The following is a 15,955-nucleotide window of genomic DNA, read 5'->3' on the forward strand; positions in this document are numbered from 1 at the left end:
GGCAAGTCTGCGCTAATAGCGATTTTGGATAGGCAATGGGCTTTGATGTGCATACTTAGAATTCCCGATCGCAGTGTTCCCCACTCACCTTTGAGAGCAACGAGCGGTCTACCTTCAGCGCACAAAAAAAGGGAGCTATTCGCTCCCGTTTCGCATTTTGTGAATGAATCTGAAAGCTTTACGCTTTTCTGAGCAGACGGCGCTTGAACGCAAGCAAGCTGCCCAACCCCACTAAGCCCATCAAAGTGGACGGCTCAGGAACATGCTTTGGCGGGGCAACCCCTTTGATCTTGATTTCGTAGTTTCCACTATGAGAGATGCCATCACTCTTCTCAACTAGATTAGATTTCGTTGCAGAAAAGCCGTAGCCGTAATCAGTGACCCCATTGTAGGTATACTTAAAGACCTCGCTGGCTTGAATGGTGCTGGCTCCTAACTGGTTTTTTAACCCAGTAATCTTGACTTTGCTCTGTTGAGTTGCTGCTGAGTTTCCAGTCAAGCCCGCGAGATAGGCATCGAGTGATTTTGTGATGAGAGAATTGGCATTTAGGTGACCTGCCAAGCCGACTTGAATCTCACCCGTCGTGTCGTTCTGATTTAGATAGGAAATGTTGGGGTCACTAAACCGTTCAAAGCCACCATAGGTTTTGAAGATATTGAACACCTGCACCCCATCACTGGTGCCCGCCAAGCTACCAAACCCGTTTTGAGTCATTGCTTGATTAAACCAAGATTGACCAAACGTGGTGCCATTATAGGCACTGTTCCAATCATCTTTAGTGAGGCTGCTGATGGTGATGGCTTTGCCGCCAATGGTTCCTGTCAGACTGGTGTTTTTGGTGAAATTGAAGCCAGGTTTTTCACTGCTGGCGGCGAGTTCAACGTTACCCGTCGGGCTGGTGCTATTGCCACCCAAAACCTTCGCCAGGTTTGCTGGAGTTTTAGCAACCTCAAACGTGTTGGTGTTGTTGGCATCGTAGATCAGATAGTCGGTTGGCTGAGTGCCGCCGATCGTTGCGCCCGATAGTGTGCCTGCAAAGGCTGGAGTGCCCATAATTGCACTTGCCGTTACGATCGCGCTTGTAATCGCAAATCGAGAAAGTTTTTTTGCCATATCGCGCCGTTTTTGTGAAGTTAAATGCAGGGGCAACTCTGAGCAGTCCCAGTCCAGAAATCGTTTTGGAAGCTGTGTATATCTGGCTACTCTATCCTGCCCAATTTACAAAAAAGTCTACTGGACTTTGGCAAAGTTCTGATTAAGCTTTCTCGGCTACTATCAAGGCTGTGTGAAGCTTTTCTGAGGGCGATTTCACGAGTGCATCGATCAGAGGAATTGAGCCATGCGATCGACCGCAGTTTCTAAAATTTCTGATGGATGAACCAGCGCAAATCGCACATATCCTTCACCCGATTTACCAAATCCTGCACCAGGTGAGACGGCAACCCCAGTTGCTTCTACGAGATCTATGCAGAATTTGATCGAATTTGCGCTCCAGGGTTTTGGTAGTTTTGCCCAGACGTATAGTGCGGTTTGAGGAGTGGGAACTTTCCATCCGATGCGATCGAGCGCTCCGACAAAGACATCTCGACGCTGACGAAACGTTGCAATCGCCTCTTGAGTGCCAGTTTGAGAACCTGTGAGAGCCGCGATCGCTCCGTTTAAGATGCCTTGATATTGATTGAAATCTACGGCGGCTTTGACGTACCTGAGTGCTCGAATCAATTTCGCATTGCCGATCGCATAACCCACCCGAAAGCCACCCATGTTGTAGGACTTGGAGAGCGTGAAGAACTCGATCGAGACGCTTTTATCAGGGTCAGCTTGCAAAATCGAGGGCACGATCGTCTCGCTAAACACCAAATCCACATACGGGAAGTCATGCACCAAAACTAGATCGTGATGCTGACAGAATGCGACGGCTTCTTTGAAAAAAGAGAGCGGCGCGATCGCTGTCGTCGGATTGTGGGGATAACTCAACACCATCATTCGCGACTGTGCCAAAACGTGAGGCGGAATGTTTTGTAAAACTGGCAGAAACCCATTTTCGGCGGTGATCGGCATCGGGTAAATTTGACCGCTTGCCAGATGAACCCCACCCGCATGAGATGGATAACCCGGATCGAGCAGCAGCGCAAAATCACCTGGATTCAAGATTGCGAGTGGCAAATGGGCAGTGCCTTCTTGAGAGCCGATCAGGGGCAATACCTCCGTCTCTGGATCGATCGCAGCGCCGAATTTTTGGGTGTACCAATTAGCAGCCGCTTGACGAAATGCCTGAGTGCCGTGAAACAAAAGATAGCCATGCGTGCTGGGATCATGAAGCGATCGCTCGATCTCCTCCAGCACATGGGGCTGAGTGGGTAAATCAGATGATCCCAGTGACAGATCAATGACATCACGTCCGGCTGCTTTGGCTTTGGTTTTTGCCCGATCCATGTCAGCAAAGACGTTGACTTGTAGCGGTTCTAAACGGGTGGCAAATTGCATACGCCTTTGCGATCGCGGATCAGCATTGAGACGACAGAAGTCAGGTTTAAAGTGTATCGCTTTAAGTGAATGTAACCTACGCCGAAAGCTGAGACAGCACAAAATCCTCTAGTTTTTGTTTGGTGATTGCGCCCTCGCTGGCTTTTTTCACTTCGCCGCTTTCAAAAAATCTAAACGCGGGAACACCTTCTATTTTGCACTGAGAGACACTTTGAGGGTTTGGATCGACTTCCATCTTGATCACCTTTAAGCGATCGCCATAGCTAGATGCAATGCTTTCAACTAAAGGAGCCGTCAACCGACAAGGGCCACACCACGAAGCCCAAAAGTAAACCAGCACGGGCTGATCGGCTTTCAAGACTTCTGTCTCAAATTCGTTATCCCCAATTACCCGAACGCTACTCATATCGGCATCACTGTTATTAACATCCGTTCATAATTCTAAAGCCTTAGCTCTCCGATGCTGGCGGCTTTTGCAAGAAACCTTAAAACCAAAGAACTCCAACTTCTTTGAGAAGTCGGAGTTCTAGAGGTAAATCGCAGCAATCTTAAAGCTGATCGAGTTGCTTTTTCAGGTCTTCTAACTCTGCGTCAACGACTTGCTGATCTTGAGGAGACGCGGCTGTCTTGGGTTGAGGAGTCGTCTCAGCGGGTGCAGTTCCGGGCAACTGAGCCTGATTTTGAGGCGTGCCCGGAGCCAGCATTTGCGCCTTCATGGCTTCGAGTTCGAGGTCAACATCTCCCGACTCTAGCCTTGCGAATTGGCTTTCTAAATCGGCACCTGCCAGCTCAGCCGCCGCTTGCGATCGCGCTTCTAGGGTCAAGACTTTTTCTTCCATCCGCTCAAAGGCTGCCATTGCGCTGCTTGTGCCCAGATTTCCGACGGTGTTCTGCAATTGCTCTTGAGCTTTGGCAGCACTGGCCCGTGCCCGCAGCATATCTTTCTTGGTTTTCGCTTCAGAGATTTTGCCTTCTAGAGCGATTAAACTGCGCTTGAGCGTGTCAACCTGGGTGACTTGCTGATCGAGTTGAGTCCTGAGAGTCGTTGCCGTGTCAGCGTGAGTTTTTTTGCGGAGCAGGGCTTCGCGGGCAAGATTTTCGTCGCCTTTTTGCAGCGCAAGCTGGGCTTTTTGCTGCCAATTATTCGACTGCGTTTGCGCCTGGTTATATTGCTGCTCACTGCGTTTTTGACTCGCGATCGCGCTAGCAACTGCCTGACGCAACTGCACCAGATCCTCCTGCATATCGATGACAGCTTGTTCCAGAATCTTTTCTGGGTCTTCAGCCTTGCTCACCATATCGTTGACATTCGATCTAACCACGCGGCTGATTCTGTCAAATAATCCCATAATTCTGTCTTTCCTCTTGATGTGTATACAAAAGGGTGTGCTACCTATACGTTAGCCCACACCGCCGATCGTAGAAAGAAACCTACTAAATTAACCAGAGCCTTCTAATCTTAAGCCGTGTAAAAAACTAAGCTCTCTATCAGTTTAAGAATTTCAGGCTGAAATCGGTAGATTAATCGATTTTTTTACAAGTCGTGATGCGTAAAGCCGCTAACCTAAGCCGGGAGATCGCCCTCCCGGCTTGGCTTCAAAACCGGACGTGAAAGTTTTCTTTCATCCGGCTCCTCTCCGAGTTGACCCTTGGCATGGGTACTTAATTGTTGTGAAAGAATGCTTAATCCACCGTGTATCCGGTCGTGGCAGTGACGATGGGTAGCGGTCAAATTTTCCTTCCGGTTATTCCTATAGTTTCCATCCAGGTGATGAATTTCTATTTGATCTTCCGGGTGAAAGTGTAATCCACATTCAGGACATTTCCCTTTCTGTCTTTTGAGAGCTAATGCCATCATTTGAGACGTTCCGGGGTAATTTCCTCTTCGTTGACTCCAATAAGTCCAGTTGCCATCATAAGGGTTGACTGCAAAGATACAATTTTTTGCAGATGGGCGTGTGTTCTCGTCCACGAACGATTCGGAAGCCCATTGACTCAAAGGTTTTGGTGACTCGATTTCTGGGAGCATCAACTGGAAACTTGACCATCAGACCGCGATCGCTGCTTCGTCAATGAAAATCTCTACAGGTGAGGTGTCTTCTAGGATTTCTTTGCCAAAAACTTCGATGTAGGTGGCGATCGCAGATTTCACATCAGATAAGGCTTCTTCGTTGGTGTCACCTTGCCCGACGATCGCACCAACGACCCCGATCGGGTAAGCGACGTATCCATCAGGATGTTTTTCGATAATGATTTTGAACTGCTTCATTGATTTTCAGATCGCCCCACCCCCAACAAATGAATCTCAACCATCTGCGAAAGCTCTAACGATCGCACCATCTCGATCTCCACCTGCAATTCTGTTGCTGACTTTCTCTGAGTCATTTTCCATGCCAGCACTTGCAGCATTTCTGCCCAATACTCGCGCGAACCCTCTGCGACAGGCGCATCCTCTTTTAGCTTGCAATAGTGGATTTGCGTAAACTCCCGAAACACAGAACCCAAATCAGGTGGCACTCGGGTTTGGTTGTTTGCAAAGACTGAACACAACATCAACAGTAGCAACGGGGTCTGACCAAGCTCCCGCAGGCGATCGCCCAACTGTCGCAGCAAGGTATCTCGAGTGGGAAGGTACGATTGTACAAACTCCTGCATCTGCTTTTCAGTCAGCGGCTGCATTTCTAGCTTGCGGGTCAGATTCAAATTGCCGCCGACTCCCAAATCTCGCGTGGTGGAAATCATAGGTACTTTTCGATCGTCGCGCCGAAGTGCTGAAAGTTGCGATCGTGCCTCTTCTGACGGCAACTCATTCAGCCCATCTATCAGCAGCAGAAATCGTCTTTCAAATAATAGAGTTTCGATCGTAGAGAGGTCGAGCAACAGATTATGAGTTTTGAAGAACGATCGCATTAACTCCAGCACCGAATCTTGGTAATACCTCAACTCCACCAGAACGGGAATCAGCGCTGATGAATCCTGCTGTGCTTTCTGTGCTTCTTCGATCAGTAACCGCACCAACGCGGTCGATTTTCCTGAACCCGGTTGCCCCACTAATAAGACGTGATCGGCTGCATATTTGCGAAATCCTTCTAACACCGTGAATCGTTTGGTCTTCGATTCGCTAGTTTTTGGGTCTTTGTCACGATCGATCGTCTGCACCTTCAATCCCAAATCCCACATTGGAACGGTGGGCGATCCTTGACTCGAAGCCTGTCCGACAACATCTGTTAGTGTGTAAACCCGACACCATTGCGCGTAATGCTGACAAATCGAATTCAGATAAGACTGAAAGAAATCAGGGGGCAAATCGAAACTCCTGCGTCTGAGCATCGAGCTAATTACTCAGTAGAGCAGGATATATTAGCTTAAATTGTCCTTGACGTAACTCGTCGGGAGTCGGCATTTGGTTGAGTCGCAGCAACTCTGCGATCGCGGCAGTTTCGGTATCTCGCTTGCTGCTGGCTGCTGCTAACACCTGATTATCTTTGACATAAAATGCGATGAACTCTCGCTGATTTAGGTCGCCATCTACAATCAGTTCATCCCATTCTGTCGCGTGTCCGACATAGCGAATGGGAAACTGAAACTGCATACTCCAAAACACTGGAACGCCTCGGAACTTTGTCGGTTTTCCTGCCATGTTGTAAGCGGCAATCCGCCCGTGTTGTGCTGCAATCCGCCAATGTTCAACCCGCATTGAATCTGAGGTGCGCCAATCTGGATAACGAGCAATATCTCCGGCAGCATACACGCCCTCTGCCGCACAAAGATACTCATCGACCGGAACACTTTGATCTTTGGGATGTAGGTCAATTCCAGTAATGAAATCGGTCACAGGCTGCACACCAATGCCAACCACAACTAAATCCGCAGGCAAGCGAACACTCTGTGCAGCGGAGCTACCGCCATTGTCGAGGACAACGGTTTGAACCGCGCCTGCACCTTCTAATTGCGTGACTTTCCTGCCCATTTGGAAGGTCACACCCTTTTCCTCATGAACTTGCTGAAAAAGCTGTCCAAGTTCTGCTCCCAAAGTCTTCTCAAACGGCAACGAAGCTGGAGAAACAACGGTGACTTTTACGCCTTTCTGGGTGAGTCCTGATGCAATTTCCATGCCAATGAAACTAGACCCGACAACCACCGCTTGACTCGCATTTTGAGCCGATTTGAGGATACGTTCGCAGTCCGCAAAACTCCGCAGCGTGAAGACATTTTGTAAGTCTGCACCCGGAACTTCTAACTGACGTGGTTGACCGCCAGTTGCAATCAATAACGAATCATAAATAAGCGTTTCTCCGTTTTGAAACGTGATTGTCTTCGTATTCACGTTTACATTCTGAACAGTTTGATTAAGCTGTACTTCAATGTGATGCTGCTCATAAAACGCAGGCGATCGCAACAGTATTTTCTCTTTGGTAGCTTTGCCTGTGAAATAGTTCTTGCTGAGTGTCGTACGATCGTAAGGTAGCTTGTCATCGCGTGTCACCATCACAATCCGACCTTGATAGCCTACAACTCTCAGCGTTTCGGTGGCATGAGTTCCGGCGGCTCCAGCTCCTAAAATCACAAAGGTGCGCGGATCAATCGCGGGGTCATACTGCACCATGTCCGGCGTTCTTTTACCCGCTGCCGAATCGGGAACTGTGACGATGACTTGATTGTCTTCAATTCTGAGCGAGTATTGCGGTAGCGAATCTAAACCCGGTGGTTCTTGTTGGTCGCCTGTTGTGATGTTGAAATAAGCGTTGTGCCAAGGACACACAATATGATCATCGTGGATTACGCCCTGAACTAATGGCGCTTGGTTATGAGTACAGTAGGCTCCCAAAGCATAAACCTGATTATCGTGACGAATCAGCAAAACAGCGGTTTCGCCGACGGTTACTTGCCGTTTTTCTCCGTTCTGCAACTCGTTGAACTGAGCAACAACCGCTTCGGTTTGGGTCATGGGAGTAATCTTGGTAATGTAGCGTGCTCAAAATCATGCCGATCGATCGAGTGAAAAACGTCTATCTAGAGAAAGACTGCGTTTTACGGCTGTATATTCTCATCAATACGTTTAGCTCGAATTTTAAGTCGGGGCGGGTGATTGGGAAATCGTTGATACGGGTGCAAGATCTGAGTAACTTAGTTCAGGAGTCTTCATGCCATCTAAATCTGTTTTGTGGGAAGAATTAACGTGGGAGCAGATTACGCAACTGCGCGATCGAGACATTAATTTAGTCATCCTTCCGATCGGGGCAACCGAACAACACGCGCTACATTTACCTGTTGGAGTCGATACGTTTTCAGCAACCGCAGTGGCGCATGGCGTTTCTGCTCAAACTGGAATTCCAGTGTTGCCAGCCTTGCCTGATGGTTGTTCGTTAGGTCACTCCAAAAAGTGGGCAGGAACGCTTTCTCTCAGACCCGAAACCTTGGCGGTGATCGTTCTAGAAATTGCAGAGTGGGTAGCGAGTGCAGGGTTTTCTCGATTACTGCTTCTGAATGGGCATGTGACGAATTGGGCACCGTTGCGCTGTGGGTTAGAAAACGTCCGTCATCGCTATCCTGAGTTGCGAATTGCGCTGCGGTTCCTGCGGAGTTGCGCTTTGCGCTAAACGCTGTGGGAAATCTCGCCCAAGATTCACGAGTTTTATCATCACGATGCGGTGAATTTTCACGCGAACTGTGCAGAAACGTCGGTAATGTTGGCTCTGCGACCCGATTTGGTGCAGATGGATCGGGCAGTGGATGAACCCGATCGATCGGCGCACTGTTTCTTTGCCTACACTGTCGATCAAGAAAGCGTTCATGGAGGAGTCGGAAATCCGAGTCAGGCAGATGAAGCGTTTGGACAAGCCATTTTAGCCGCGTGTATTGCTGAACTGAGTACACAACTGCAACACGCCATGATTGAAAAACCCCGTTAGAATCGCTGTCGATCGTGCCAGACGTGTTCTAATAGTCACCAACTAACTTCATTAAAAAATCAATGAGTCACGAATCCACTCCAGAATTGCAGCAACTAAAAACCACTCTAGAAGCGCAAGGGGTGAAGTATGCGATCGCAAGTTTTGTCGATATTCACGGCATGTGTAAAGCGAAAATGGTGCCGTTGACGCATTTTGACTCGATGATGCAAGGGTCAGAGTTATTCACGGGAGCCGCTTTAGACGGGGTTCCTCAAGCCGTGAACGACGATGAAGTTGCGACAATGCCCGATCCCGCGAGTGCCACGATTTTGCCCTGGAACTCAGAGATGGCTTGGTTTGCCAGTGATTTATATTTGCAGGGCAAACCGTTTGAAGCGTGTTGTCGCAGCATTCTCAAATCGGTTTTGCAGCAATCGGCCGGTCTGGGGTTTCAGTTTAATCTAGGCATTGAGACAGAATTTTTTATTCTCAAAGACGACGCTGGAGGGGCAGCTCCGGTTAGCGATCGCGATCGTCTAGCAAAGCCTTGCTATGACCTTCAAGGATTGCTCGACAACTACGCTTGGGTCGATGAAATTGTGCAGGCGATGAATCATCTGGGTTGGGATGTTTATTCATTTGACCATGAAGATGGCAATGGTCAGTTTGAAACCGATTTTGCTTACGCCGATGCGCTCACGATGTCCGATCGCTTAACGTTTTTTCGATTAATGGTGAAAGAGATTGCCCGTAAGCACGGTTATTTTGCAACGTTTATGCCTAAACCGTTTGCTAATCGAACTGGAAGCGGTGCTCACTACAATATGTCGCTGGCAGATCTGAAAACGGGAGAGAATTTGTTTATCGATCGTCAAGATTCGCGTCACTGTGGGTTGTCAAAATTGGGCTATCAGTTTATCGCGGGTGTGTTGCGCCATGCGCCCGCAATTTGTGCAGTGATTGCGCCAACGGTGAACAGCTACAAACGCCTGATCGCGCGAGGTAGTATGTCTGGGTTTACTTGGGCACCTGTCTATATCTGCTATGGCAACAACAACCGAACTAATATGCTACGCATTCCACTAGGGGGCGGACGGGTCGAGTGTCGAGCCGCCGATATTTCAAGTAACCCTTATTTAGGGGCTGCAATGATTCTGGCGGCTGGTTTAGAAGGCATTCGAGAAAATCTAGATCCCGGTGAGCCGCATACTGAAAATATGTATAACTGCACGTCGGCAAAACTCACAGAGATGGGCATTAAAACACTGCCGCGAACGCTGGGGGAAGCGATCGAGGCATTTGCAACCGATCCGCTCAGTGAAACCGTGATGGGATCTTTGATGTATAAAACTTATGTAGACTTCAAAACTCAAGAATGGTTTGAGTATCACAATCATGTATCTGATTGGGAAACCCAGCGATATCTAAAATTTTTCTAATGTCACGTGAATTCGATGAGATCCCTCGCTGCGGTTGCACCTCTGGAACGCCCCCTAAATCCCCCACAAGTGAGGGACTTTGAACTGAAAATCGGGTTTGAAGTCCCCCAGAATGGGGGATTTAGGGGGCAGAAGCCGCTGAGAACGAAGCGAAAAAACTCGTCGAACTGACGTTAATGTCGAGTTTGATCTGCCCAGGGCGTGAGAACTTTTGAGAGCCAACTCAAACCGTAATCGATCGCCAGTCCGATCACGCCAATTAACAGAATGCAGAACAACACTTTTTCAGTCTGCAAATATCGCTGTGCCTGAATGATTCTGAACCCTAAACCGCTTTGAGCCGCCACTAATTCGGCAATCACCAAAAAATTCCATGCGCCAGAAATATTCACCCGTAGCGTATCCAACACACTCGGAAACGTTGCCGGAATAATCACTTTAAACAAAACATCCCGCCGATTCGCACCCAGCGTATAGGCAACATTAATCATCTCGCTGGGAATAAATTTAACCGCATCGGCAACCATGATCGCGTTATATAAAACAACGCCCAGCGTAATGATCAAGATTTTTGATTCTTCACCCAACCCAACCCAAATCACAATCAGTGGCACAAACGCAGTCACAGGCATATATCGCACTGTTCCCACAAAGGGCGCAAACAGACTATTCATGCTGTAGAACGTGCCCATCGCAATGCCCATAGGTACGCCGATCGCGGCTGCGGCTATAAACCCCGCCAACACTCGACTGCAACTCACGATCACATCTGACAGGAGATCGTGGTTTATAAACATATCAACCCCCGCCTGCAACACCGCCGTGGGAGTGGGCAAAAATATCGGCGGCACTAGCTTGGCATAGCTAACGATCGCCCACAATAAGAGCGGAACCGCCAACGAAACGATCACAATTAAAGCGGCTAATCGGCGCGAGAATCCTTGGCGAATGCTCCAGAAGACCGAAGGCTTGAGATAGTGATGTTGGCGATCAGGAGAACTAGCAGAATCGAGACTCGCATTAGCCACTGAGTTAATCCTTTATCAAGTTACACAACTAACTGTGATGGAATACAACGTCAACAATCAATGACATTCCCCTCAGTTTAAGGAGACTCTCACGCTTTTTTGTATCAAAGGCTACTCGATAAAATCTTTTCGACTAAGCAAAATGATGAGATAGGATATTTTTGATTATTATCACCATATAAATTTCTGGACTTCATCGGGTTCAGCAAATTTGTTTGAGTTTATCGGGCAACTGCCTATTTATGTATCTAAAATGACACTATGAAGCGATCGTATCTATTTAACTGATGAAGAATCTCCCTTTCACTGCTCCATCTTGGAAACTTAATCATGCTTGATACCCGATCGCAAGACTTACGGGGACAGACTGAGCCTGCTGCCGCCGATCTTGCGCCGACTCCTCCCAAGCTTGAAGTTCGTGGCTTGTCTAAGTCATTTGCGCTTCAAGGTAGCTCAATGACGGTGCTAGAGGATATCAATCTTCAGATTTTTCCAAGAGAATTTGTCTGTCTAGTGGGTTCTTCGGGGTGCGGCAAATCAACCCTATTGAATATTGTGGCCGGGCTAATCAATCCTTCTACGGGAAGTGTGTTAGTTGATGGGCGACCCGTGACTGGGCCTGGCTCCGATCGCGGCATGGTATTTCAAAACTACACGCTTTATCCTTGGCTGACTGTTTCACAAAACATTGCGTTTGGGTTACAGCTTCGCAAAATGCCCAAAGCCGAGCAGCGTGATCGCATTGATTATTATCTAAATGTGGTGGGCTTAACTCAGTTTGCCAAATCTTATCCCAAACAATTGTCGGGTGGCATGAAGCAGCGAGTCGCGATCGCCCGTGCCCTAGCCAACGAGCCAGCCGTCTTATTGATGGATGAGCCGTTTGGCGCGTTGGATGCTCAAACCAAAGAGCAAATGCAGCAATTTTTGTTAGAACTCTGGGAGCAAACGCACGTCACGGGTCTGATGATTACCCACGATGTCGAAGAAGCAATTTTTCTGTCGCAGCGAGTTTACGTCATGGGTACGTCGCCAGGACGGATGAAGCGAGAAGTTGCGATCGGGCTGCCCGAACAGCGCGATTTAGAAACGAAGTTATCGGCTGAGTTTATCGAAATTAAGCGGCAGATTTTACAGTCGCTGCGCGAATAACCGTAGCAAAACTGTGATCTGAGATACTTTTTTCTGGTTGTTGCGTGTTACAAATAGTGACATTAGACTCAGCAACTAGGAGCAGTCACTTGTCTCATTAAAGAAATCCTTTCCGCGTTAGAACAATTTATGGCTTCTAGGGTTCCGATTAAGCCTCAATTAAGCAATGCAAGGTTTAATGACTGGTCCGAGAGAAGCAAACTGTCTGCATTAGAGCAGGCAGTCACACGGCGGGACAAAAGCCCGGGAGAGACGCTTAACAGCCATAGTCTGTTACGGCTCTTTCGGGCTTTTTGATTGCTAAACCGAGGTCTTTTGTCATTTGTTTCACGTTCCCAAAGGAAGTCTTAGATGTTTAAGTTTCGTTCTATCAAACTGATTGCATTTGCATTAGTTGCTCTGTTTTGGATAGTTGCTTGCTCTCCTCAATCAGGCAATAACAATGCGGCAAATAATTCTGCCCAACCTCAAACACTCACTGTTGGCACTAACCCTTGGTCTGGTTACTCTGGGCATCATGTCTCAGTGAAGAAAGACTTTTATACTCAAGCCGGACTCAAAATTCAAGACATTTTGTTTCAGTCAAACACCGAGGAAATTACAGCATTTCTGTCTGGCAAGCTTGATCTGGCTTGGCTGACAGCCGGAGATGCGATTCAAATGGCTGGGAAAGATCCCACGCTGAAGATCATATTTCTGTGCGATTACTCAAACGGTTCGGATGGCATTATCGGACGCGGAATTAAGTCTGCGGCAGACTTGAAGGGCAAAACGCTGGCGCGTGAAGACGTTTTGTTCGAGAAAGTTTTGCTGCGGGCATACCTCGAAAAAGGTGGACTGACCGAACAGGATGTCAGCATTAAAGATCTGCCTGCACCCGATGCAGCGACAGCATTTAGCGCCAAGCGCGTCGATTCAGCCGTGACCTATGAGCCGTTTCTCGCTAAAGCGGCAAAAGAAGGCGGTGGAGAAGTCATTTTTAGCACTAAAGGCACCAATTTGATTGCCGATGTTTTGATTACGCGCCCTAGCTTAATTGCAAATCGCAGAGCCGAATTACTCTCGTTTCTAAAAGCAGCGAATCAAGGAATCACCCTGTTAAAAGCAGGAGACGCAGATGCGATCGCCGCTGCCTCAGGAAAACTGGGAATTAAACCTGAAGAGTTACGCGAACAACTGACCGGAATCACACTGTTCGATATCGAGGGCAACAAAACGATTGGGTTCAACGCTGACAACTCAAACAACGCTGTCAAGAGTTTTGAACTGGTTGCAAAAGCTGCCTATGATTTCAAAGTGGTTCCACAGCCGCTTGATGTCAAGACGCTCTACGATGATTCTCTCGTAAAATCTCTCTAACATTTGCGACAGATCCGCATGAGGGCACGACATGTCGTGCCCCTACACGATCGTTCTCTCACAAGCGGGTTGTCGAATCGGAATTTGAATCACAAACTCGGCTCCAGCCCCAGGACTAGAGAGGCATTTCAGATTGCCGCTATGGTTTCCGGTAATGATTTGATGGCTAATCGACATTCCCATGCCTGTTCCTTTGCCTACGGGTTTTGTGGTAAAGAATGGGTTGAAAATACGTTGCTGAACCGCTTCAGGCATTCCCTGTCCATTGTCGGCGATCGCAATTTCTACCCATTCAGCATCCAGCAACAATGTCCGAATTGTAATCTGGTTAGGCTTGGCTTCAATCTCCTGATAGGTTTGTTGCGCGTTACTTTCTTCTAATGCATCGATCGCGTTTGCCAGAACATTCATCAACACCTGATTCAACGGGCCGGGATAGCATTCTACTGGCGGTAAATCACTGTAGTCTTTAATTAACTGAATCTCTGGACGGTCTGATCGCGCTTTGAGACGATGTTGCAAGATTAACAAAGTGCTGTCAATGCCTTCGTGAATATCGGCTTCTTTAAATTCGGCTTCATCCAGTCGGGAGAAGTTGCGTAAGCTCAACACGATCTGACGGATGCGATCGGTGCCAATTTTCATAGAATCGAGCGTTTTGATCAGATCCTCTTGCAAAAACTCCAGATCGACCGCTTCAGATTCGGCTTGAATTTCGGGTATGGGGTTTGGATAGTGTTGCTCGTAAAGTTGGATCAGCTTCAGCAAATCTTGGGAGTATTCTCGCACATGGATCAGGTTGCCGTAGATGAAGTTGACAGGGTTGTTGATTTCATGGGCAACACCTGCTACTAACTGTCCTAAACTCGACATTTTCTCTGCCTGCACCAGTTGCGTTTGCGTTCGCTGTAAATCACTCAGAGTCCGTTCGACTTCTTCTCGTGATTCAGTAATGGCAGCAATTTGAGGCAGACTTGTCCAGCAGGCGATCGCCACACCCACAAAGGCAATGGTGATCAGCAAAATGCTAAACAGCGCCATATGGCTACCCATGCCGTGACGTTCAAGTCTCGCTCTCACTAACCAGCCAATGCTGACCGCACCACACACTAAGATGATCAGAATTGTCACTTGCAAGGCGATCCAATCAGCTTTAGGTGCGCGAAGTGGTTGACGATCGCGCTGTAGCCACCAATTGATCTGGAACGGTGCAAAGTGCAGACGAGGCAGCCATACTGCTGTCATCCCAACAGCCAACGGCAGCAGTAAGCCAATCAATAAATCTTGCCAGCCCCATGCCAACCCGCCAATCACTAAAACAGCAGCCTCCATCCCAAAGAAGCCGAGTGATAACCAAGACCACCGCGTTTCTGGTCGATTGCGGCAGATCCATAAACCCCAGTGGATTGCCATCATAGACGTTAGATAGCCTGTTCCTGTGACCATCACAACGCGGGCAACGTCTCCCCACACCAGGCAAAGTAGACTCAGCAATAGCGTAAAAATCAGGCTGGGTTCAAGTACACCCCGACGCGAAACGGCAGAGAATACGGGGGGCAGATATCCATCTTTTGCCAATTGATACAAAATGCGAGGGCAGTTAGAAACGGCTGTTGCAGAACTCAGGAGACAGCCAGACGTAATCAAAAAGGTCACGAGCGCAGGGGTAAGAACGCCCCAGAATGGCTGGGCTGCTGCCACCAGGTTGAGATAAGCACTGTCCCCTAATCCAGCTTGGGTTGCTAACCGCATGACCACCCAAGACCCCGCGAAATAAACGATCGGAATGAATCCAGCCGTGACGCTTAAACAACGGAGCGTCACAGTCGGTTTGCGGCTATCGGCAACAAACGAAGAAGCCGTCTCACAGCCATAAACGGCATAAACGGCAATAAAGAACCACTTCATCCAATCGATGGCGCTAATGCCCGGCCAAGTGTTTGGCAGCAGACCGGGGCTAGTTGGGGCAAGACTGAGCCAGCCGATGCCTTGTAGACAAAAGGTGACGAGAAACCCGATCGCTGGAAATACAAAGAAGGTATGCAAAATGCCCAACGTCCGCGTACCGCTAAACGCCACAATAAAGGGCAAAATAGCAAAGCCAATGCGAAGCGGCATGATGGGACAAGCAATTCCCAACGGCTCCAAATTTGCCTGAATTAAGTCAGTCAGAATGATGGCATTGATCGGCGGCACAGAGATCCAGCCCAACAGGTAGCCGATCGCGCTATAGCGAGCGATCGCCGGAAAGCGCTGAAGCAGGCGAGTCGTGTAGTTGGGTGTGCCGCCGGCCACGTCTGGAAAATGGGTTCCCAAGCGTTTGACTTGCAGATTCAGCAAAATGCCGACGATCGTTCCCGGTAGCCAAACCCAGATGGCTTGAGATCCTAAAGCGGCGTGCATTGCGGGCGCAGTGCCTAACCACAAAAGCAAGCCGCTAAAACCAAACCCGCAGGTTTCGAGTGACGTTAAACTGCGAGGCAGGGAAAAAGCAGGAATCGATGGCTGATTCATTCGTGTCCAGAGAGGGAGGGAGTTATTGTCTCTGTCAATGTTCCCCAAGACACGGATTGATGCCCACTTCTAAGGATCTTC

13 protein-coding genes, 1 pseudogene and 1 riboswitch are annotated in these 15,955 nt (G+C 48.5%); of the genes and pseudogenes, 4 read left to right on the forward strand and 10 right to left on the reverse strand.

Going from position 1 to position 15,955, the window contains the following annotated elements; all coding sequences use genetic code 11:
• Window positions 1-178: 178 nt before the first annotated feature.
• The 8 genes from C7B65_RS08920 to C7B65_RS08955 form a co-directional block, all read right to left on the reverse strand.
• Window positions 179-1,114: an NF038130 family PEP-CTERM protein gene (locus C7B65_RS08920; protein ID WP_073070753.1), complete on the reverse strand. Its 936-nt coding sequence runs from the start codon at window positions 1,112-1,114 to the stop codon at window positions 179-181.
• Window positions 1,115-1,324: 210 nt separating this feature from the next.
• Window positions 1,325-2,488 (reverse strand): LL-diaminopimelate aminotransferase, encoded by a 1,164-nt coding sequence (locus C7B65_RS08925; protein ID WP_073070752.1) that lies wholly within the window; start codon window positions 2,486-2,488, stop codon window positions 1,325-1,327.
• Between the two features lie 76 nt (window positions 2,489-2,564).
• The gene (locus C7B65_RS08930) at window positions 2,565-2,894 is read right to left on the reverse strand and encodes a thioredoxin family protein (RefSeq protein WP_073070750.1); all 330 of its coding nucleotides are present in this window, start codon (window positions 2,892-2,894) and stop codon (window positions 2,565-2,567) included.
• A 142-nt stretch (window positions 2,895-3,036) separates the two neighbouring features.
• Window positions 3,037-3,837 carry a PspA/IM30 family protein gene (locus tag C7B65_RS08935; RefSeq protein WP_073070749.1) on the reverse strand — a complete coding sequence of 267 codons (801 nt, stop codon included), beginning with the start codon at window positions 3,835-3,837 and terminating at the stop codon, window positions 3,037-3,039.
• A 215-nt stretch (window positions 3,838-4,052) separates the two neighbouring features.
• Window positions 4,053-4,517 carry an HNH endonuclease gene (locus C7B65_RS29570; RefSeq protein ID WP_073070748.1) on the reverse strand — a complete coding sequence of 155 codons (465 nt, stop codon included), beginning with the start codon at window positions 4,515-4,517 and terminating at the stop codon, window positions 4,053-4,055.
• A gap of 18 nt (window positions 4,518-4,535) precedes the next feature.
• Entirely contained in the window at window positions 4,536-4,757 is a 222-nt protein-coding gene (locus C7B65_RS08945) for a type II toxin-antitoxin system HicB family antitoxin (protein ID WP_073070747.1), read from the reverse strand.
• The gene (locus C7B65_RS08950; RefSeq protein ID WP_181314372.1) at window positions 4,754-5,794 is read right to left on the reverse strand and encodes an NACHT domain-containing protein; all 1,041 of its coding nucleotides are present in this window, start codon (window positions 5,792-5,794) and stop codon (window positions 4,754-4,756) included. Before C7B65_RS08950 ends, C7B65_RS08945 begins: the two co-directional genes overlap by 4 nt.
• A gap of 28 nt (window positions 5,795-5,822) precedes the next feature.
• The gene (locus tag C7B65_RS08955; RefSeq protein WP_073070745.1) at window positions 5,823-7,436 is read right to left on the reverse strand and encodes an FAD-dependent oxidoreductase; all 1,614 of its coding nucleotides are present in this window, start codon (window positions 7,434-7,436) and stop codon (window positions 5,823-5,825) included.
• 196 nt (window positions 7,437-7,632) lie between these two features.
• On the opposite strand from C7B65_RS08955, the pseudogene C7B65_RS28720 reads away from it, so the two are divergent.
• Window positions 7,633-8,400, forward strand: a pseudogene (locus tag C7B65_RS28720) (creatininase family protein).
• Between the two features lie 62 nt (window positions 8,401-8,462).
• Entirely contained in the window at window positions 8,463-9,821 is a 1,359-nt protein-coding gene (gene glnT / locus C7B65_RS08970) for a type III glutamate--ammonia ligase (protein ID WP_073070744.1), read from the forward strand.
• A 173-nt stretch (window positions 9,822-9,994) separates the two neighbouring features.
• On the opposite strand, the gene C7B65_RS08975 is transcribed toward glnT, so the two are convergent.
• Window positions 9,995-10,849 carry an ABC transporter permease gene (locus tag C7B65_RS08975; protein ID WP_073070743.1) on the reverse strand — a complete coding sequence of 285 codons (855 nt, stop codon included), beginning with the start codon at window positions 10,847-10,849 and terminating at the stop codon, window positions 9,995-9,997.
• A 330-nt stretch (window positions 10,850-11,179) separates the two neighbouring features.
• Here C7B65_RS08975 and C7B65_RS08980 point away from each other — a divergent pair, with 330 nt between their 5' ends.
• Both C7B65_RS08980 and C7B65_RS08985 read left to right on the forward strand, forming a co-directional pair.
• Entirely contained in the window at window positions 11,180-12,001 is an 822-nt protein-coding gene (locus C7B65_RS08980) for an ABC transporter ATP-binding protein (protein ID WP_073070742.1), read from the forward strand.
• A gap of 125 nt (window positions 12,002-12,126) precedes the next feature.
• Window positions 12,127-12,253, forward strand: a riboswitch (guanidine-I (ykkC/yxkD leader).
• A 99-nt stretch (window positions 12,254-12,352) separates the two neighbouring features.
• The gene (locus C7B65_RS08985; RefSeq protein WP_073070741.1) at window positions 12,353-13,360 is read left to right on the forward strand and encodes an ABC transporter substrate-binding protein; all 1,008 of its coding nucleotides are present in this window, start codon (window positions 12,353-12,355) and stop codon (window positions 13,358-13,360) included.
• 42 nt (window positions 13,361-13,402) lie between these two features.
• On the opposite strand, the gene C7B65_RS08990 is transcribed toward C7B65_RS08985, so the two are convergent.
• On the reverse strand, window positions 13,403-15,874 hold the full coding sequence (locus C7B65_RS08990; protein ID WP_073070740.1) for an ATP-binding protein: 2,472 nt from the start codon (window positions 15,872-15,874) through the stop codon (window positions 13,403-13,405).
• Between the last annotated feature and the right edge of the window lie 81 nt (window positions 15,875-15,955).

Source organism: Phormidesmis priestleyi ULC007, assembly GCF_003003695.1.
Lineage (GTDB): Bacteria > Cyanobacteriota > Cyanobacteriia > Leptolyngbyales > Leptolyngbyaceae > Phormidesmis_A > Phormidesmis_A priestleyi_A.